Origin of the sequence: Micromonospora psammae (assembly GCF_036902725.1) — a bacterium.
GTDB lineage: Bacteria > Actinomycetota > Actinomycetes > Mycobacteriales > Micromonosporaceae > Micromonospora.
In genome coordinates this window covers 205219-224621 of sequence record NZ_JBAKHM010000001.1, presented here as the reverse complement: position 1 = coordinate 224621, position 19403 = coordinate 205219, and the positions used below count along the sequence as shown (strand labels likewise).

Here is a 19403-nt window from a genome sequence, read left to right as displayed (position 1 = left end):
GCGGCTGTCACAGCGGAAGGATCGTCTTACCAGCGCTGGCCTACGGTATCCGCGGCGGCACTCACCGCTCCTCAGCTGACTGGCGGAGCAGGTGCCCGACGAGGCTGTCCGGGTCGCTGGCGCCGATCGCCGTCAGTGCCACCGTGAGCACCGGTCCGATGACGGCGGCAAGGCCGCCGAGCAGCACCGCCCGTTCGGGGCCGGTGGTCGCCCGGATGAGCAGCGTCGAGAGCGCCGCTGCCGGAGCCCGGCGTGCCGCCCGTCACCGGGCGGCCCCGCCGAGCATGAAGACGGTCAGCCGATGCCGGCCACCGTCCGGCGGTGGATGGAAAGGGCGTCCGGATCGGGACGGTCGACGGTACGGGCCGGAGGCCGGAGCTGCTCACCGTGCCACGGGGCGTAATGCAGCGCGGTCGGCTTGACCTGTACGCGCAACTGCTCGTCGATCCAGATCAGTCCGCGGTCGAAGAGGTTGTGCAGGTCGGCGCGGAGCAGCAGGCCGTTGCTGACGCGGTTGGTGGCCGGCCCGTCGTACGGGGAGATGTGCGCGGCCTGGAGGGCGGCCTCGGTGTCGCAGCCGGTGATCGCGCATCGCCCGCCGTACGCCTTGATCAGCTTGCGGCGGAAGTCGGCCTGGCCCTGCCGGGCGGTGACCTCGGCCAGTCGACGGCGGCGGCCCTCCGGCACATCGTCCGGCTCCGGCGCCCGACGCTGGTCGAGCGCATCGGCGAGACGCTCGGCCTCCTCCGGCTGCAGCCCGCGCACGCTGCGGACCGCATTGATCGGCACACCCGGCACGGCTGCCTGGTCGGACATGAGGTGCCGGGTCAGGTCGTCGTCCCACCGGATCGACACCCGCCACTCAAGCTCGTCACCGGCGGCCTGCTGGTACGGGTCACCCCAGGCGACGCCGGCGGCGACGATGCGACCGACGGGCTCGGTGGCGTACGCCCAGATCCGGTCGCCCGCGGCGATCTGGTGGTAGCCGGAGGCGAGCCGCCAGTCGACCACGTCATCGGTGGTGGCGAAGTAGTCCCATACGTTGCGCTCCTCACCCCACAGGTCACTACGCTCGTTGACCGGGTAGATCCAGTCACTGGTCCGGCTGGTTCGGCCGAGCACCTCGTCAACGAGCCGGCGGTGGTGACCCCGGCCGTGGATCGTGCGGGACAGCAGCAGTGACGCGGCGAGGGCGCGCGCCGCTGCGCCGAACCGCTCGTCGGCGAACGCCGCGATCAGCTCGTCGTACCGACCGGCGATTCGCTCCTGGTCCTCGCCGCCGTCCACGTAATCCGACGGCTCCCGTCGTAGCCCCGGGAACGCCTTCCGGAACGACCGTCGGGACCAGTGCCGGTCGAGCATCGACCTGCGGACGATCACGAATCCCCCGGGCAGCGGGTCGACCGCCGGGTCGTCCGGCTCGTGCAGGACGAAGGTTTCCATCGTCTTCATCGAGACCGCGGAGAGCCGTGCGGGGTTGGTCCGGGTGCTCGGCAGGCAGGACAGCGCCCAGTGCCGGCGCTCGGTGCCCGCCGGGTCGGGCACGGCAATGTCGAGGTAGGCGCGGTTGGCGGCCACCACCGCGGTGAAGTACGGGCCGGCTGCGAGCCGCTCGAACCGGCTATCGCCGGCCGGCGTCGCCCGCCGCTGTCCCGGAAGCTGCCGGTTGAAGCGGGGGCTCACCCGTTGAAGCAGCGCATCCTTCAGCCCTTCCGGGTCGTCGGTCTCCCACCACCGGATCTCACATCGGTTCAGCCGCTCGGCAATCTCGACAGTCGTGGCCTGGTGGCCCAGATCGTGGTCCAGCTCCTGCCCGACCTGGTCGTGCAGCACGGAGGAGTTCCGGTTGCCGGTCAGGTGCTGTCGCATCCGGTCGCGCAGCTCCCGCCCGGTGAAGCCCACGTAAATGATCTCAGCGCCGTCGAGGACGACGTGCACTCCGGGCGTCCGGGGCGCGGCGGCGATGGTCTCCATCGTGTACGGCTGCGCGGGGGTGAAGTGGGCGAGCAGTTCTTCGAGGATGTCGATCATGGCCGGACGTTACCGAGGCGCACGCCGGCGCGGCGTCCCCCGAAATCACCAGGCAACAGGACTTGCTTGGACTGCGGCGGACTACGTCCCGCGCAGGTGCGCGACATCGTCTGGTTCGCCCGGCTCCCTACCAGCCCCCGGGCACCTGATCGGCTCGTCCACCGCGCCGGCTTGCCGACCCGATTGCCGGACGCGGACAATCCGACCATGCCGGTCACTCGCGTGGTACCCGACCTGGAATCCCGTTCGCTGCCGGAGGCCGTGGCGTTCTACACGGAGGTGACCGGTCTGCAGGTCGTGATGGACCATGGCTGGATCGTGACGCTCGCGGACGCGGGCCGGCCGGAGGTGCAGCTGAACCTCATGACCCACGACGCGACGGCCCCGGTCGTACCGGTGGCCTCCATCGAGGTCGAGGACGTGGACGCCGCGTACGCCGCGGCCCGCAGGTCCGGCGCCGAGATCGTGTACGAGCTGACCGACGAGCCGTGGGGCGTACGACGGTTCTTCGTCCGCGACCCGGACGGGCACGTCGTGAACGTCCTGTCCCACTGACCAGCCGGTCCCTGCACCAGCGGGAGATGGTCGCGGCCGCTTTGGAGCTGATGACTTCAACGACTCAGGCGGTTAAGCCGCGTCACCTCGAGCGGGGTGCCGGGCAACAGCATTCCGGGTCAGCGGATGCCGACCGGCGTGCAGGGCGGTGGGGTCCGCGTCCGATCAGCGGGGCCGGGGCATCTGCCGGTTGAAGCGCGGCGTAAGGGCGAGCACCAGGGCCTCCTTCTCGGCCTCCGGATTCTCGGTCTCCTTCCAGCGGACGACGCACCGGCTCAGCCAGTGGGCGATGTCGCTGGCCGTCGCCACCGGCCCCGTACGGTCGAGTTCCTGGCCGATCTGGTCGTGCAGCACCGACGAGCCGCGGTTGCCGGTCAGGTGCTGGCGCAGGCGGTCCCGTAGGTTCCCGGTGCGCCCGACGTAGATGACGGTGTCACCCGCGAGGACCACGTGGACGCCGGCCGCGCGGGGCGCGCTCTCCGCCGTGTCCATCGTGTACGGCAGGGCGGGTGTGAAGCCGGCGAGCAGGTCGCCGTAGGCGGTCTCGGTCATCCCCGGACGGTATCGAGGAAGCGGCTCTCCGGCATCCCCGCCGGTCTTCACCGACTGCGGCATCTGGCCCGCCGGGCCGACTCGACGGTGACTACGACGCGCCCAGGTGCGCGAGCATCGTCTGGTTCGCCACCCAGCCGTCCGGAAACTTGACCGGCACGTCGAGGTGCACCGACTCGGTCGACGGGTGCGCGTCCAGCAGCTCCCCGATGCCCGCCCGCGCCACCACGATGCAGGCGTGCCGGTGTCGGGAGGTCAACACGCAGAGCCGCCCCGACTCCAGGTGGAATGTCGTCGCGTCCCGCCGCCCGGAGAGCGGGTGCAGCACGATCGTCACGTCGTATTCGCGGCCCTGGAGCCGGTTGGCGGTGTCGACGGTGATGCCCGCCCCGGCCTCGCCGAGGTGGGCACGGATGGCGGCGACCTGGTCGCGGTGCGCGGCCCCGACGGCGATCCGGTCCGCGGTGACCGGCGTGCCGGCCGGCGCTTGCTCGGAGACGGCAACCGCTCCCCGGCGCAGCACCCGCAGGGCGAGGGCGGCGCACGCCGACGCCGCCTCGGCGTCGGTGCGCAGGGTGTGCCGGGCCGGCAGTTCGTGCAGCGCCCAGCCGGTCGTCGCGGCCAGCTCCACCGCCGCGTCTAGGCCGTCGAACGGGTGGCACCCGGTGCGGCGATGGAGCCTTCAGCCTGCGGTAGTCCGAAGGTTCACCTCCGACAAGCGATTGGCCGAGCGACACCGGCTGTAACGCCCCATATCGTCAGGACGCCTTGCAGTACAGCCGGAACGGCGCCAAGCCGACCGTCCCGATGCTGGCAGGTACCGCATCGACGATTGGCCACGGGGAGATCGACATGGACGTGCTCTCGGAGGAGCTCCGTCGCGAGCAGAAATACTTCGACGCGGCATGGGATCACCGGGAGCGGATGCGTAGTGCCCTGAGCCTCGCGCCGGGAGCCGCAGCCAACAGCGGCGCTGCCACCCGCATCAAGCAGGACACCCAGGCCCGGCTCGATCGCATCGGTGGGTCGGATGAGCCTGTCGCCTTCGGCCGGATGGACGACGAGGGCGGCGAGCGCTTTTACATCGGCCACCATGCGATCTTCGACGACGACGCCGAGCTCCTCGTCATGAACTGGCAGGCGCCGGCGGCGGCTCGCTACTACGAGGCCAGTCACGCCGATCCCAGAAGCCTGCGCCTTAAGCGCACCTACGACTGCTCCATGAACCGGATCGTCTCGTTCAGCGACACTGTTTTCGCTCAGCTCGCCGAGGCGGTCGAGGAGCTGGAGGCGTACGAGGAGATCAGCGACGCCCTGCTCAGCGACTTGGATAGCAACCGCACCGGCACGATGCGGGACATCGTCCGGACGATCCAAGCCTCGCAGTTCGACCTGATCCGCGCTGATGCCGATCAGCTGACGATCATCCAGGGCGGCCCCGGAACCGGCAAGACGGCCATCGCCCTGCATCGAATCTCCTGGCTGTTGTTCAACAGCCTTGGGCACCTGACCGCGGACGACATCCTGATGGTCGGGCCCAGCCCGACCTTCACCCGCTACACGCGGCTGGTGCTGCCGAGCCTCGGCGAAACCAGCGTCACCCAGGTCGACGTACATCAGCTGCACCCGCCGGTGAAGCGGGGCCGCCAAGATGATGCGGCCGCCGTCAAGCTGAAGGGCGACGGCCGGATGGCCGGACTGGTCCGGCGGGCACTTTACGGCCGGGTGGGCCCGGCAGAGGGCCAGCAGTGGGTCGAGGTGCAGATTGGGAATCGCACGTTAAGCCTTTCCGGAGAGGAGCTGAAGCCGCTGGTCACCCGGGCTCGCGCGAGCGCCGGCACCTACTCCGAACGGCGGCAGCTGTTCCGGGATCTGTTGACTCAGCTCGTCGGCTCCCGGGTGCGGATGGATCGCAGCCGTCTGCGCCTCGCACTCGACCCGGTGATGGACCGGCTCTGGCCGTCCTACACGCCCGCGTCGTTCCTACGCGAGCTCTACGGCTCCCGGGACCGGCTCATCGCCGCTGCCGGGGACGAGTTCACCGCACGAGAGGTGTCCGTACTGCACCGACGGCCGGCCGAACGGCTCTCGGACGAGACGTGGAGCGATGCCGACCTCGCAGTGCTCGACGAACTCGACCATCTGATCAACGGCGTCAAGGCCGCTTACCTGCACGTCGTGGTGGACGAGGCGCAGGACCTATCTCCCATGCAACTCCGCGCGATCGCGCGCCGGTCCCGCAACGGCTCGATGACCGTGGTCGGGGACATCGCGCAGTCGACCGGGCACTGGGCGCGCGACGACTGGGATGACCTGCTGGACCACCTGCCGGCGGAGCTGCCCCACGTGCTGGAAGAGCTGCACTACGGCTACCGGGTCCCCCGGCAGGTCTTCGACCTCGCGGCCAAGCTCCTGCCGATCGCCGCGCCGGAAGTCGAAGCACCCCAGGTCGTGCGGGAGGGTCCGGCGGATCCGGCCATCCACCGGGTGGAGGACGAGGATGAGCGGGCCTCGACGGCGGTCCGGGTGGCCATGGACCACGCCTCACATGGTCGGTCCGTGGCCATCATCTGCCCGGAGTCCGGCCGGGCGGACATCGAGCGGCAGCTGACCGTCAGGGATGTCGTCTGGCGGGCGGCCTCCGCCGGCGATCTGGGCCCGGGTGTGAACGTCGTCAGCCCCCAGGAATCCAAGGGGCTCGAGTTCGACGCGATCGTGGTCGTGGAGCCGGACGACATCATCGCCGAGGACGAGCGGGGCCACCGGCTGCTCTATGTCGCCCTCACCCGGACGACGAGATACCTCGACATCGTCTGCTTCCACCTGCCGGCGGATCTGAGCGACGGTTCCGACGACACCGCACCGGAACCCGCCTCGGACGAGGCCGCACCGGAAGGTCGCACCCCCGCAGACGTGCCCGTCACTGTCAACGAGCCTCAGAGCCGACGACTTCCGGACCAGTCGGTCGCCGCCCTCACCGGGCGGAACATGGCCAGCAACCCACAGCTGTCACCGCGCCCGGTCTCGCGGCGTTTCGTCGACCTCGGGGCGGAAGAGGTCGTGGCGCTGCTCAGGGAGACGGTCGCACCGAGCCTTTGGCAGGCGGTACTCAGCCGGGCCGGCGAGCTGCTCGATCAGGAGCAGGGCTGACGTCCGCTGGTTCTTATGGGGATACCCGCCGTATTGCTTCGCTTCGGTGGCGGACCAACGCTTCCTTGTCCGATCAGTCGTCGGTGGGCGGAAGCGAAAGACGCCGGCCGTCCAGCTCGGCGTAGTGATCCAACCCAGTGGCCACCCGCACGCGGTAGGACCCGTCGATCCAAAGATAGCCCCGGTCAAAAAGATTGTGCAGGTCGGCGCGGAGCAGTAGACGTTCGTGACTCGATTGGTGGCGGGTCCGTCGTACGGGGATGTGAGCCGCCTGGAGCACAGCCTCCACGTCGCAGCCGGTGATGGCGCACCGCGGACGCGTCGGGAACGGCAACCTTCAGGTAAGCCCGGTTCGCAGCCACCACGGCGGAGTAGTACGGGCCGGCCATCAACCGTTCGAACTGGCCCTTGCCGCCGTGCTCGTCACGCATCTCACCGACTCCTCATCCGCCCCAGGGCTCGACAGCTTGCGACTTACCGCGTGGCCGAGAAGCGTGATGGTAGTGAATCTTCGGACCGGGCACCGCCCCGCCAGGTCCGGCTCGTGAGGATCGGTCCAATCATCCGACCAGCGACGGCCGGGGTAGGCAGCGCTGATCGACCGGCCGGTTCGGGAGCAGGTCCGACTGGGGGCAGCACCCTGCGACATGACGACAGCCGACGGAGCAAAAGGTCTACCCCCAAGGCATCCGCACCCCCGTACAAACAGCCCGGTTAGGAGCCCGGCAATTGGGTCTTTCCTCGACCAGACATGAAAGGGTAAGATCGACCGACGTTGGCCTGGCGAGCTGGGGGCGAACCCGTCACGTCAACCGGGGCGCTTGATTCCAGTTGGAACAAGCTAGAGCGGAGGACACGCATGAAGACCGTCTCGATCATCAATTACAAGGGCGGCGTTGGAAAGACTACCTTAACTGCAAACCTAGGCGCCGAATTAGCTTTTCGAGGCAAGAAGGTTCTCCTCATTGACCTTGACCCGCAAGCCAGCCTCACATTCTCCCTCTTCACGCCAGAGTTTTGGACGAAGAGACTGGCCGACAAGAGAACCATTAAACAGTGGTACGACTCTTACGATGCGGGCGCTCAACCTCTCAGGTTGAACACCCTAATTACCGAGCCCGATCGCGTCAAACAGAACGGCACGAGCTTGAACGGCGGGGCCCTTCATCTTATCCCGTCCCATCTTGGGCTAATCAACGTCGACCTGGAGTTAGCTGCCGAGCTCGGCGGGTCAAGCCTCAAGCAATCCAAGATGAAGTTCCTGCGCGTGCACCGAAGATTGGCTGAAGGGCTGGCCGAACCGGAGCTCTCCGACTATGACGTAGCTTTAATCGACTGCCCGCCGAACTTCAATGTGGTTACCAAGACGGCGATTGTGGCCAGTGATAGCATCTTGATTCCCGCCAAGGCGGATTACCTGTCAACGCTGGGGATTGACTATCTCATCCGAAGCCTAGATGAGCTAGTTAGCGGGTACAATGACTATGCGAAGCTCGAATCCGGTGAGTACGCCGAAAGCATCGACCCCGAAATTTTGGGTGTCGTATTTACAATGCTTCAGATGTACGGTGGGCAACCCATATCCGCCCTCCGCCCATACATTCGGCAGACGAAACAACTTGGAGTCGCAGTATTCGATTCTTTCATTCGCGAAAACAAGACATTTTTCACGGATGCGCCCCGCAATGGAATTCCCGTGGTACTCCGCAGCGAACCAAATTTCAGCCAAATAGTTGCAGAACTTGAGTCGCTAGTGAGCGAGTTTGAGGGCAGGGTGGGATTGTAAGTGACTACCGATGCCGCGCTCCAAATCTTAAAGGTCGTCACGAGCTTTCTGCGCAACCTGTCTGGAGAAGAAATAGAGCGACTCGTTAACGGCAGTTCAACTTTGGCAATTGTGCCCCGCGCTGGCGCCCGACCGGGCAGCGAGAGGGTGACGTTTGATCAGGCGGACATCGACAAGGTGCGCGCCGACCTCATGACGATGGGCAGCCGAGAAGAGGGTTTGGCGTATCTGGAGCAACTTAAGCTCACTCGAAATGCGTTGCACGCTCTGACCGCCGCGTTTGACCTGCCTGTTCGGAAGACGGACAAAGTCGAGGACCTCAGAAACAACCTGATCGAGGCGACAATTGGCTTCCGGCTCCGCTCCCATGCGATTCGAGAACATCCGACGTCGTAAGGGTCAGCCGTTAGATTGCATCTTCAGCGCGATTCGCCTCTCCTCTTAGACTCCGGGGCAGGCAGGGGGCGTTAACCGTGAGCGCCTTGGGACAGAGGACGAGCACGTAGTCCAGCGGCTGCCGGGCAGAGGCTGCTTCATGATCAAGCCGGCTTCGATGCTCTTACCGACGCCGACGCCGACGTCGTCGGCGAGGAGCAGCCGCGGCTCGTCGGCGCGGGCGAGGCGCAGGAGCGGCCGGAACTGGACCGGCACGTACTTGATCCGTGCTGCCGCAGCGAATAGACGTGATCGGTGAGCGGGTGACTGAGCCGGGCGGCGACCAGCCGGGCTCGGAACTCCTCAGGAGACAGGCCGGCAGTCGTCGCCTCCTGGTGCGCCGCCACGAGCACCAGCTGGTCCTCTGCGTACTCGCGCATGCTTCCCGCTTCGTGAAAGACGCGGTAGCGGCCGAACCCGTCGACGCTCTGCATGATCTGGATGACGGGTCCGACTCGACTGGGGTCGGCTTGAACGGCGACGATGTCACCGACGTTGAATCCCATGCGCGCCCCTCGAACTCGCCCCCACACGGCTGACCTCGATCGCCGCCTCGCTCGATTGCTGAGAGCATAGGCACGCTTCCGCCCCGTTGACCGGCCCGCTCAACCGGAACGACATCGATCTGCGCCGAAGGGGCGGAGCTCAGGGAGGCCTTTGCCGGAAGGACAAGGCAAGGATCGACTCGTACGGTCGATCTTTACGCCGACCTGCGGTCGCAGTCTGGGGAGGACGGCCGGATGAAGTCGAGAAGAGTCAGCCTGCTGGATCCTCGGGCTGGATTCATCGTTCGATGCGGCGATGACCTTCGTGCAGTCAACCCTGCAGAACATCAACGCCGGGAGTGACGAGCCGATCGTGGACATCGACTTCGTTCGCACACGTGACCCGGACACGGTGCTCTCCGCCTTCACCGCACCGTGCGACGTCCTGCACGTCATGGCCCACGGCGACCATAGCGTGACCCCGAGCTTCACCAGTTCCGACGGCAAGGTGACGGTTTCGCTCGAGACGCTCGGCGAGGTCGCGGCGGATCGAGGACAGGGCATCTCGGCGGGTGCCATCATCGCGGACGGGTGCAGGACAGGCACCGGCGTGTGGCAGAAGGCGGTGCGGGACTGCCTCCAGGGCGACGTGACATACATCGGCACTTCCGCCCTGATCGGCTGGCACGAGAGCGGGGTCTTCTGCTCCGCGTTCTACGGTGCCCTCCTCCGCAACCGGGGCAAGGGCATGCGCCCGGCGGATCAGGCCCGGGACGCCGCGGAACGCGCCATCGAGGCGTACAAGCTGCTGACCGACAGGGCCTGCCCTTTCCGGGTGATGACCCTGGGGCCGAGCAGGAGGGCCCGCATCCTGCTCCCTTGACCCGGCCACTGCACGACAACTCACAGGCGACACCCCGCGATCGGTGTGTGAACCCCCCGGCGGGTGGCGCCACCACAGCTTCGGCCCGAGCCGGCCAGGCGCGCGTCGGCGGCGGCTTCCATGGGCGTACGGCCGGGCGGGAGTCGGACTCGTGCCCCCTGGCTAGCCCGTTCAGAGCGGCTGGCCGGTCGACACCGCCCGGCCGAGCACCTGGTCGGCGAGCTGGTAGTTGTGGTGCCGGGCGTTGTTGGTGATACCTACAAGGAGCGAGGCCGCCAGCTCGCGGGCGGCGACAGCGAACGGCTCCTCGGCGAGGGCTGCGATCAGCTCGTCATACCAGCCACAGATCCTGACCTGGTCGTCACCGGCATCCTGGTAGGGCCGACTCCGATCAAAGGTCAGGTGAGGGTTGAGCTCCTCGACGCCCTGCCCCGAGCGGGCGTACCGGTGCAGGACCGATTCGCGAACCACCATGAACCCGTGGACGGCAGTGTCATCCTCGGGCTCCTCGTGCCGAAGCAGGACGAAGACTTCCATCCGCTTCATGCTCACGGTCGAGAGCCGACGTCCCCCGTTGGTGCCAGGCAAGCAGGACAAGACCCAGTGATCGCGTTCGGTCGCCGCCAGGTGGGGCACGGCGGCCCGAAGGTATGCCTGGTTGGCCGAGACGACCTGCGCGAAGTAGGGATCGGCCGCGAGCCTGGCGAACTTCTCCTGCTTCTTCGGGTCGGCGCGCATCTCCGCTTCGAGGCCCACTGGGGGCGGCACCGGGGCGGTCCGGTCAGTCTGAGGGTAGGTCATTTGGACACTGTAGACATCGGCGGCGGTGAGACGTTTCCGCCGAAGAGAGGCTTCGCACCTACCGGTGGTGCCGCGCCGCCGCCTGGGCGGCTTGCCAGCCGGGAAGGGCGTTCTTGTTCAACTGGTTCCGGCTCGCGCCCGGGCGAGCTGAGGGGACCGCTCCCCCCGACAGTCTCGACGGAGCCGTTTCAGGGTATGGAGATCAATCTGCGCCGAAGGTCGGAGGACGGAGGACGGAGCCGGTCCGGCTCGCGGCAGTCGGCAACGCTCCGCTATTCGCCACCGTCCCCGGGGCGTGGCTTCGGCACCTGCCGGTTGAAGCGCGGTTTGAAGGCGACGACGAGGGCTTCCTTCCGTACCCTCCGGGTTGTCGGTCTCCTGCCAGCGAACCTCGCACCGGCCCAGCCAGTCGGCGATGTCGGCGGCCGACGCCACGTTGCCTGGGGTGTCGAGAGCTTGGCCGACCTGGTCGTGCAGCACCGACGAGTCGCGGTTGCCGTTCAGGTGCTGCCGGAGGCGATCCCGCAGACCCCGCCTGGTCCGGCCGACATAGATGACCTCACCGCCGTCGAGGACCACGTGCACGCCAGCGGCGTGGGGAGCTTCGGCGACGGTCTCCATGGTGTACGGCTGGGGATCCGTGAAGCGGGCCAGCGGGTCGTCGTGCAAAGTGTCGGGCATGCCCGGAGGCTACCGGCGTGGATCCTCGTCCGTGGCTCCGCACGAGCCGCCGTGGTCGTCGCGGCGTCGGCAGCGGCCGGCCCCGTCGAGCCTGGCGTCACACCAGATTCGGGTACCCAGGAACTGCGGACCGTGCGCGGACGCCCGGTCGCGCGCTACGTGCCGCCGAGATGGGTGAGCATCGTCTGGTTCGCCACCCAGCCGTCCGGAAACTTGACCGGCACGTCGAGGTGCACCGACTCGGTCGACGGGTGCGCGTCCAGCAGCTCCCCGATGCCCGCCCGCGCCACCACGATGCAGGCGTGCCGGTGTCGGGAGGTCAACACGCAGAGCCGCCCCGACTCCAGGTGGAATGTCGTCGCGTCCCGCCGCCCGGAGAGCGGGTGCAGCACGATCGTCACGTCGTATTCGCGGCCCTGGAGCCGGTTGGCGGTGTCGACGGTGATGCCCGCCCCGGCCTCGCCGAGGTGGGCACGGATGGCGGCGACCTGGTCGCGGTGCGCGGCCCCGACGGCGATCCGGTCCGCGGTGACCGGCGTGCCGGCCGGCGCTTGCTCGGAGACGGCAACCGCTCCCCGGCGCAGCACCCGCAGGGCGAGGGCGGCGCACGCCGACGCCGCCTCGGCGTCGGTGCGCAGGGTGTGCCGGGCCGGCAGTTCGTGCAGCGCCCAGCCGGTCGTCGCGGCCAGCTCCACCGCCGCGTCGAGGTCGTCGCCCGGTCCGGGTTCGGTCAACGCCAGCGCCCGGTCGGCCGGGCCGGTGCCGGCGCGGAACCCGGTGAACGGGTAGAACGCCGCCGCGACCACCGGCGCCGCCGACGCGGGCAGCCGCCACGACACCGGCAGGCGGTGCACTGGCAGCTCCGGGTTGTGCCGCAGCAGCACCGCCACCGCGGCCTGCATCGGATCCCAGGTCAGGCCCGTCCAGCGCGCGGTCTCGACCGTGGAGAACGGGTCGAGCTGCCCCGGGTCCCCCACGAACAGCGCCCGCTCGAACCTGCCGGCCACGCGCAACAGGGCGTCCGACCGCATCTGGTACGCCTCGTCGACGATCGCCCACGGCCAGGAGCCCTCGGTCACCGTGGCCCACTTGGCGGCCGTACCGACGATGACGGCCGGGCCGCCGAGACCGGCGACCTTGGCGGCGACCTTGACCGTGTCGTGGGCCTTGACCCGCTCGGAGGGCTGGTAGTCGGCGGCGGAGAGGCGGCCCAGGCGCAGGTCGGGCGCCTTGCGGGCGAGCCGGTCGATGAGGTCGTCGACCTGCTCGTTGGTCTGCGCGATGATGATCAGCGGCTCGCCGACGGCGGCCAGTTCGACGGCGGCGCGGACGACGAGGGTGGACTTGCCGGCACCGGGCGGGGAGTCGACGACCACGCCGCGGTGCTGGCCGGAGCGCAGGTCGGCCAGGACGGCAGAGATCACCCGCTCCGCCTCGACGGCGGGTGGCAGGTCCAGACCGGCGAGCATCGACGTCACCTCCCGAAACGGCGTCCCCGGGACCCTACCTCCGGCCACCGTCACTCCCGCGCCGCGCCGCCCGATCGGACTGCCAGCTCCGCAGCGCGTTCTTGATCCGCCGGTTCTCCTCCCGGACGACCTCGAGCTGGCGGTTCCGCTCCCCCAACTCGTGGGCGAGCCGGTGCAGGAGCAGGTCGACATCGTCCACCCGGTAACCGCGCCGGCCGCGCCCGGCAAGCGGCAACGACAGGCCCACGATCCGCTCCGGGGTGAGCCGACCGGTGAGGGAGTTGCGGCTGCGGTAGACGGTCATCGCCACGGGATCCGCTCCGGCAGGTGGATGCGCGCGGCGGGCACCCCGGCGGCGAGCAGCCGCAGCCGCGACCCGGCCAGCATCGCCGGCGGCCCGCACAGGTACACCTCCTGCTGCCCCAGGTGGTCCAGGGCCACGGTGAGCGCGTCACCTCGCTCCCCCGGCTCGGCGAGCGGGTCTTGGGAGAAGGCCGGTACGACGGTCAGCCAGTCGTGGGCGCACTGAAGCTTGTCGAGGGCGATCGCGTCGTACAGGTCGGCGACGGTGCGGGCACCGACGACCAGGATCACCCGGCGGCCGTCCGGGGCGGCGGCCACCTGCTCGACCAGGGCGCGCAGCGGCGCCAGGCCGGTGCCGCCGGCCACCAGCAGCAGGTCACCGTCCCGCAGGTGGAGCCCGGTGTCGACGGGCGGGCCGAGCCAGAGCAGCTCGCCGGGGCGTACCTCCTGGACCAGGCTGGTGGAGACGGACCCGGCGGGGAGCGCGCGGACGTGCAGCTCGAGGGTGCCGTCCGGGCGCGGCGCGTTCGCCGGGCAGAGCCAGCGCCACCGGCCGGGTCGGCGCGGCGTGCACACCGGCACCGCCTGGCCGGGCCGAAACGGCAGCCGCCGCCACGGCCGCACGGTGAGGATGGCGAGGCCGTCACCCGCTCGGTCGTGGTCGAGCACCTCGACCGGCCACCAGGCCGGGCCGTCACCCACCCGGTCGGCGGCCCACTGGACCAGCCGCCACGCCCTTTCCCACCCTTTGCTGGCTCCCAACGCCTTCTGAAGGGTGGCGGCGTGCGTTGGACGTAGGCCGTAACGACGGTACGCGCGGCCGAGCACCGCCAGCAGCGCCAGCCGGCCGGCCCGGTCGTCGCCACGGGTCATGAGGCGTGCCAGCGCGGCGTGGACCAGGGGTGCCTCCCGCCCCGGCAGCAGGCCCGGGCAGCGGACCTCTACTGCCGCCCAGAACTGGTCGGCGCTTACGGCCGGGCTTGCGGCTGACGGCTCGTCACTCGCTTGCAGCAGCCGAGCCAGGTAGTTGAGTGCGCGCCGGTGCTGCGCCTCGGACCAGCCCAGGCCGCCCCACCCCCCGAGCAGAGTTCCGCCGCCGGGCGCGGTCGTGAGCGACCGTGCCAGGTGCGCCGTCAGCCGGTCCCGATCCACCCCAACCAGGTACGGGGACAGCTCAGCGTCGGCCGCCAGCAGACTCAGCCAGTGGGCGAGGCCCTCGTGTACCTCCGGCTCGGTCACGCTATCTGCTCCTCGGTGAGGCCGGTGACGGCGAGGGTGGCGCGGCCACAGCGGGCCAGGCGGCACGGGTACGGGACGCGTTCGCTGCGGCAGAGCAGGCCGTGCGGCCAGCTCTCCGGGACGTGGACGCGGACCGCCCGTGCGGCGAGGACCAGGTCCTCGTCGGTGACCGGGGTGAGGACGGGGAAATCGGCGAGTACGGCGGACATGGGTGGGCGCCTCCGGCGTCGTGGTGCGTGGAGTGGCGCCGGGGCGGGCGGGGACGGTTGTCGTCGTTCGGGTCGACGCGGCCGGAGCCCGGCACCCGCCCCGGGCCATGCATCCACCCTGGTCAGACCGCCGTTGAGGCAACATGACTACGGAATGCACCTCCGCGGTAACTGCACTGCACCTGCCGGCGTTAGGCTGCCCAATGACCGATCTCGACGTGATCGAAGGCGGCACGATGACGACCGTGCAACGGTGGACCGGCCGGGAAACACGAGCGCTGCGCCAAGCCCTACGAATGAGCATCCGGAACTTCTCGGCGCACCTGGGCGTTGCTGAGCGGACCGTGTCAAAGTGGGAGGCCGGGCAGGATGGCGTTCGCCCGCGTCCCGAAATGCAGGCCGCACTCGACACGGCGCTAGGCAAGGCGGGCACCGACGTTCGCGACCGGTTTGTCGCGGCGCTCCACGTCGGCGAGGCACTGCCACCGGCCGGCGCGACTCGGTCGGACCTCGGGGCGGTGGCGCATCAGCGGAGGGGTGCTGTCCGGGTCGCTGCCGGGCTGGCCCCTGACCGTTTCGCCGAGGTGCTGGGGTCGCCCCTCGGCTGGCGACCCAACGCCGAGGCGGTGCTGCGTTGGGAGACCAGCGAGACGCCACCGGGAGACGTGATGCTCGCGCTCGATGCGTCGGGCCAAGGCCCAGTCCCGCCATCCTCTGATGGCCTCGCCGGCCTGACGGCGGTCTACCCCAGCCGGTCTCAGCTCTCCGCGCGCCTTCCCGCCGACCAGCTCCTCGACGGTGCCCAGGATATTCGGGCGGTTGGCCTGTCCCTCAACATGCTCTGCCAGGACTACGCCGACCGGCGCTGGAACGGCCTTTTGGAGAACGGCGCTCACGTTCGCTGCCTGTTCCTCGACCCCGCCGGCTCGGCTATCCAGGCTTGGGAGGTGGAGGAAGGCTTCGCGCCCGGGCAACTGTCGGCGCTGACCAAGCTCAACGTCGAGACGCTGCTTCGGGTCCGCGACCGGCTTCCCGCCGACCTGCGGGACAGCATGGGGCTGGCGACGTACGACGAGACGCTTCGCTTCAATATCGTGCTCGTGGACGATCTGTGTGTGGCGCAGCCCTACCTGACGGAGAGCCGTGGAGTGGACTCCCCCGCCTTCGTCATCCGCCGAGACCCGCAAGGCATTGGGCTGTACCCGGTGTTCGAGCAGGTCTTCGAGTCGCAGTGGCAGCGCGGGCGGCAGCTGTGAGCGAATACCGGGAGCTGCTGCCCATCGCAGTCGAGGCCGTGAACCGCGCCGCGGAGGCGATGCGGCACCGGTCCCCAGGCGCGTTGACGGTGAAGGGCGACCGCGACTTCGCCTCGGAGATGGACTACGCGATCGAACGCGACATGCGGGCGTTCCTGGGGGCTGAAACGCCTGAGATCGGATTCCTCGGCGAGGAGGAAGGGCGCACCGGCTCGGCCGAGATGCAGTGGGTCCTCGATCCGATCGACGGCACGGCGAACTTCGTTCGCGGTCTGCCCCTGTGCGCCGTCTCGCTCGCGCTCGTTCGGCGGAGTGAAGGGATACTGGGCGTGATCGACCTGCCCTTCCTCCGGTCGCGCTACACCGCCGTCAGGGGCGACGTCGCCTCCGCGAACGGCGCCGAGATTAGAGTCCGTAGCACCAGCAACCTGAGCGATGCGATCGTCGCCATCGGGGACTACGCCGTGGGCCCGGAAGCCGAGGCCAAGAACCAGCTGCGCCTCGCCCTGACGGCCGAGCTCGCGAGTGAGGTGCAGCGCGTGCGTATGACGGGAAGCGCGGCGATCGACCTGGCCTGGCTCGCCGAGGGCAGGCTGGACGCGGCGTTGACCCTGTCCAACCATGCATGGGATATGGCGGCGGGCGTCGTCATTGCGCGAGAGGCAGGAGCGGTCATCCTCGACGAGAACGGTACGGGCCACGATGTCAGCTCGGCCGTCACGCTAGCGGTCGCGCCTGCCCTTTCCGAGGCTGTGCTCCGGCTCTATAGGAGGGCCGCCGGCACGGTCGAAGCCCTCTGCGAACCTGGTTGACAACGGATGGCCGTAGGCGAGCTGCCGGCGGGTGGCCGACTGGCAGGAGCAGGGAGGGTGGCAGACAAGCCACACCCCGAGTTAACGTGAACCATCCCTTACCCTATTCGAAATGCCGACGCTGACGGCACTGTAATGAGCCATAACCCGCAAACGCCGGTCATCGACCACCTGCAAATAAGGTAAGGGCAGTTCAGCGCAAATTGGCGAGATTGAAGGTTTGGGGAGCCGCGAGAAACCTTGCAACGGCTGCCCTGCGCGATTTCACCGGCAAAATTAGATCGTCACCCTTGCCGGAAGCTCGAGCGATATATCCGGCCGACAGCAAGGAAGCGGTTACCTGAGGGACTGCGGCTCTATCAACCAACGGCACACCCCTAACCAGAGCAGATTCCTTCCTCCCCGACCCTGCATAAACCTTTTTCAGCACCACCAAGGCCAAGCGCTCACCGGCACCAATCTGCAACTGCAAAATCCCAGCCGTAGTGTTAGCAGGGGACGACATCTCCACGATATCGGAGCCGCTAAAATGACCTTGCAGCTGATCAGGAACCTGCGACCACCCGTCCAAGCGACCGATCAAGCAATCTTGGAAAGTGGGAATATCCGACTCGCCATCCACCTCGGTCGCGTCGACAACTTCTATTACACAGCTCTTGAAGGTACTCCCAGACAGGTACCCCTTCTCCGCAGGTAGCAGCACTTCCGGTATGAGCACTCCATCGATGAACGGCGCCAGTTCTGCCTGAGGATTGACCGCCATAAAATCCGCCGCCAAAACGACGTCCAGCAGAACGGCATCGAAGTGCCCCTCGTTCATTCTCTTACTGATGACAGCAGAGGTCACACCCGGATCAAACCCGGCCTCCTCTAAGTCAATTGCGGCAACCCCGCTTGCCAGCCGGCCCAGATTCGAAGTCCACGTTACTCCGCCCGACAGAGGATGTCCAGAATATGGCGAACTGATGTATGCGCTTAGATCTAAGCCGTACGCAGCGGCGGCGAGTGAAGAGTCGACGAAGCGCCGACCTTCGGCTGCCTTACCAGGAGCCCCGTCATTGGGCATGCTGGCAAGGCCAGGCAGCCGGAGAAGAAGTTGAAGGCCCTCTTCATCAGCCTCGTATCCGCAGACTTCACGGAAGGCCGACCGCATATCGTCGATCGATATCGTGCCGAGGTCCTCTTCCGCCCCTCGAGCCAGGGTTGCAGTCCGCGCAATTAACGCTCGAATCGACTCACGGGTCACCGAGCTAAGCCGATCCGCTTCACGGGCGGCAACAAGGTCAAGAACACGCCACCAAGCCGAGAAGACGCTCTTGGACTGATCCGCTACCTGACCGATCAAGTCATTCTGAATAAGGAATTTAAGCAACAGCGGCTTCGCTGGAATCCATTCCGGAAGCGCTATTTCCGTACCCAATAGAGAGAAAATCTGTTCATCATTAAAGTCCTGCAGCTCAAAGAGCTGCCCTCGCTCGAGGGCCAGACTTTCCAAGAGCTCGCCGGGGCTCGAGAAATACTGGGGCCTACCGGCAAGAACGATTCCGCACTCATCCGGCGTCTCGGCGATAAGCCGACGCACAGCCTCCAGCGCCTGCCACCGGACTTGTTTGAGGTCTCTGGCACCCCCAACCCATCGAGACGGGACGAGTTCGTCAAAGCCATCCAGGAGTAGGGTGCAGTTGCCCGCCCTCCACGCAGCTACGAGACTATTCGGTTCATTGAACCCAATATCCTCCGCGTGACGCCAAAGAACCTCTCGAGGCGTGCGAAGACCGTAGCCGTCTCTAAGATTGAGGTGAAGCGGAAACCGGTGTTCGGACGGCGCCTTGAAGTACTTCTTCCGCATTCGCTCGAATAGCTGCCTAAGGGCTTCGCTCTTGCCCGAACCATAGTCCGCCGTAATAACTATGCGTTGCCCTTGATTGCTTGCATCCATAACTTCCGATATTGAAACGCACCCCCCGTCGACCCTTCGGACTAAAGTAGGCTCAACATACGTCGTCCGATACAAAGAAAGGGTCGCGTTCACCGCGGGCAACTGATAGCCGGACGACCCGAAGGGGGCATCTCGCCGCAGCGCCAGATATTTCTCAGTGTCGATTAAAAGTCGACGCAGCGAGACAAGGCTTAGACATTTGATGGGCAAACGCGCATGACCGGCAACTCGGTCTACGGCCTGCCGCTGCTCCGCCGTCGGCTCGCTAGCAGTTACAACAAAGCCCTGAGCCATCTTGTAGTAGTTTTCAGGCTGAGCAATTAGATGCTGTAGAACATCTTTGATTTTCTCGGCGTCCTTTACTGCCTTTGCCTTTTCTTGAGACACCGTGAACTCAAATGCAACGATTGACTTATCGTCCATGAATACGCCGTCATGCTCTCTGCCTCTGAACATGACTGCACCCTGCGTATGGGATGGATCGTAAATAGCTCGTGCGATAGCTAGGGCGCGTTGCTCGAACTCATGCCCATTGTCAGATAGCTTCATCGCGCCCTCCCCAGAGGTTAGAAATCTTGATCTAGACCGCAGGCGGAACGTTGTCGCGTCCCGCCGTCCTGGCATTGGGGTGCCAGGCAGAGCTGGTCGCGGTGTGCCGCCTGGGCGGCGATCCGCTCAAGGCTGAACCACGCACCGGTCGGCGCATGCTCGGAGATACCGAACGCTCGCGGTGCAACACCCAGCGACAAGTGGTGCGCGCCCACTCCGCCTTTGTGTACGGCGCGCACGATGGGCCAAACTGGCAGCTCATACAGCG

At 67.4% G+C, this 19403-nt stretch carries 18 protein-coding genes and 1 pseudogene; 7 read left to right on the top strand and 12 right to left on the bottom strand.

Going from position 1 to position 19403, the window contains the following annotated elements:
- Positions 1-61: 61 nt before the first annotated feature.
- Both V6U79_RS01010 and V6U79_RS01005 read right to left on the bottom strand, forming a co-directional pair.
- A complete protein-coding gene (locus tag V6U79_RS01010; RefSeq protein ID WP_334613129.1) occupies positions 62-187 on the bottom strand; it encodes a hypothetical protein in 126 nt (41 codons plus the stop codon).
- Positions 188-294: 107 nt separating this feature from the next.
- On the bottom strand, positions 295-2031 hold the full coding sequence (locus tag V6U79_RS01005; protein WP_334613127.1) for an HNH endonuclease: 1737 nt from the start codon (positions 2029-2031) through the stop codon (positions 295-297).
- A 207-nt stretch (positions 2032-2238) separates the two neighbouring features.
- Here V6U79_RS01005 and V6U79_RS01000 point away from each other — a divergent pair, with 207 nt between their 5' ends.
- A complete protein-coding gene (locus V6U79_RS01000; protein ID WP_334613126.1) occupies positions 2239-2586 on the top strand; it encodes a VOC family protein in 348 nt (115 codons plus the stop codon).
- A gap of 165 nt (positions 2587-2751) precedes the next feature.
- On the opposite strand, the gene V6U79_RS00995 is transcribed toward V6U79_RS01000, so the two are convergent.
- Positions 2752-3138, bottom strand: coding sequence for a GIY-YIG nuclease family protein (locus V6U79_RS00995; protein ID WP_334613125.1), 387 nt, complete (start codon positions 3136-3138; stop codon positions 2752-2754).
- A gap of 91 nt (positions 3139-3229) precedes the next feature.
- Positions 3230-3787: pseudogene (locus V6U79_RS00990) on the bottom strand (AAA domain-containing protein); the annotation flags it as partial.
- Positions 3788-3906: 119 nt separating this feature from the next.
- Here V6U79_RS00990 and V6U79_RS00985 point away from each other — a divergent pair.
- On the top strand, positions 3907-6288 hold the full coding sequence (locus V6U79_RS00985) for a HelD family protein (protein WP_334613124.1): 2382 nt from the start codon (positions 3907-3909) through the stop codon (positions 6286-6288).
- Positions 6289-6361: 73 nt separating this feature from the next.
- Here the strand turns inward: V6U79_RS00985 and V6U79_RS29725 are convergent, their stop codons facing one another.
- The gene (locus V6U79_RS29725; RefSeq protein WP_442933727.1) at positions 6362-6622 is read right to left on the bottom strand and encodes an HNH endonuclease; all 261 of its coding nucleotides are present in this window, start codon (positions 6620-6622) and stop codon (positions 6362-6364) included.
- Between the two features lie 525 nt (positions 6623-7147).
- On the opposite strand from V6U79_RS29725, the gene V6U79_RS00980 reads away from it, so the two are divergent.
- Together V6U79_RS00980 and V6U79_RS00975 are read left to right on the top strand one after the other, a co-directional pair.
- Positions 7148-8074 (top strand): ParA family protein, encoded by a 927-nt coding sequence (locus V6U79_RS00980; RefSeq protein WP_334613123.1) that lies wholly within the window; start codon positions 7148-7150, stop codon positions 8072-8074.
- A complete protein-coding gene (locus V6U79_RS00975) occupies positions 8075-8470 on the top strand; it encodes a hypothetical protein (RefSeq protein ID WP_334613122.1) in 396 nt (131 codons plus the stop codon).
- 143 nt (positions 8471-8613) lie between these two features.
- Here the strand turns inward: V6U79_RS00975 and V6U79_RS00970 are convergent, their stop codons facing one another.
- Positions 8614-9015: a hypothetical protein gene (locus V6U79_RS00970; protein WP_334613121.1), complete on the bottom strand. Its 402-nt coding sequence runs from the start codon at positions 9013-9015 to the stop codon at positions 8614-8616.
- Between the two features lie 295 nt (positions 9016-9310).
- Here V6U79_RS00970 and V6U79_RS00965 point away from each other — a divergent pair, with 295 nt between their 5' ends.
- On the top strand, positions 9311-9877 hold the full coding sequence (locus tag V6U79_RS00965) for a hypothetical protein (RefSeq protein WP_334613120.1): 567 nt from the start codon (positions 9311-9313) through the stop codon (positions 9875-9877).
- A 171-nt stretch (positions 9878-10048) separates the two neighbouring features.
- Here the strand turns inward: V6U79_RS00965 and V6U79_RS00960 are convergent, their stop codons facing one another.
- The 5 genes from V6U79_RS00960 to V6U79_RS00940 form a co-directional block, all read right to left on the bottom strand.
- A complete protein-coding gene (locus V6U79_RS00960) occupies positions 10049-10678 on the bottom strand; it encodes a hypothetical protein (RefSeq protein WP_334613118.1) in 630 nt (209 codons plus the stop codon).
- Positions 10679-11514: 836 nt separating this feature from the next.
- Complete coding sequence (locus V6U79_RS00955; RefSeq protein WP_334613115.1) at positions 11515-12828, bottom strand: AAA domain-containing protein; 1314 nt, start codon at positions 12826-12828, stop codon at positions 11515-11517.
- Between the two features lie 34 nt (positions 12829-12862).
- Positions 12863-13132 carry a hypothetical protein gene (locus tag V6U79_RS00950; RefSeq protein ID WP_334613113.1) on the bottom strand — a complete coding sequence of 90 codons (270 nt, stop codon included), beginning with the start codon at positions 13130-13132 and terminating at the stop codon, positions 12863-12865.
- Complete coding sequence (locus V6U79_RS00945) at positions 13129-14370, bottom strand: FAD-binding oxidoreductase (RefSeq protein ID WP_334613111.1); 1242 nt, start codon at positions 14368-14370, stop codon at positions 13129-13131. Before V6U79_RS00945 ends, V6U79_RS00950 begins: the two co-directional genes overlap by 4 nt.
- Positions 14367-14579 (bottom strand): hypothetical protein, encoded by a 213-nt coding sequence (locus tag V6U79_RS00940; protein ID WP_334613110.1) that lies wholly within the window; start codon positions 14577-14579, stop codon positions 14367-14369. The genes V6U79_RS00945 and V6U79_RS00940 overlap by 4 nt, the downstream gene beginning before the upstream one ends.
- A 203-nt stretch (positions 14580-14782) precedes the next feature.
- Between V6U79_RS00940 and V6U79_RS00935 the strand changes: the two genes are divergently transcribed.
- Both V6U79_RS00935 and V6U79_RS00930 read left to right on the top strand, forming a co-directional pair.
- The gene (locus V6U79_RS00935) at positions 14783-15835 is read left to right on the top strand and encodes a DUF5919 domain-containing protein (protein WP_334613108.1); all 1053 of its coding nucleotides are present in this window, start codon (positions 14783-14785) and stop codon (positions 15833-15835) included.
- Positions 15832-16647, top strand: a complete 816-nt coding sequence (locus V6U79_RS00930) for an inositol monophosphatase family protein (protein ID WP_334613107.1) — start codon at positions 15832-15834, stop codon at positions 16645-16647. Before V6U79_RS00935 ends, V6U79_RS00930 begins: the two co-directional genes overlap by 4 nt.
- Positions 16648-16840: 193 nt before the next feature.
- Here the strand turns inward: V6U79_RS00930 and V6U79_RS00925 are convergent, their stop codons facing one another.
- Complete coding sequence (locus V6U79_RS00925; RefSeq protein ID WP_334613106.1) at positions 16841-19135, bottom strand: NACHT domain-containing protein; 2295 nt, start codon at positions 19133-19135, stop codon at positions 16841-16843.
- Between the last annotated feature and the right edge of the window lie 268 nt (positions 19136-19403).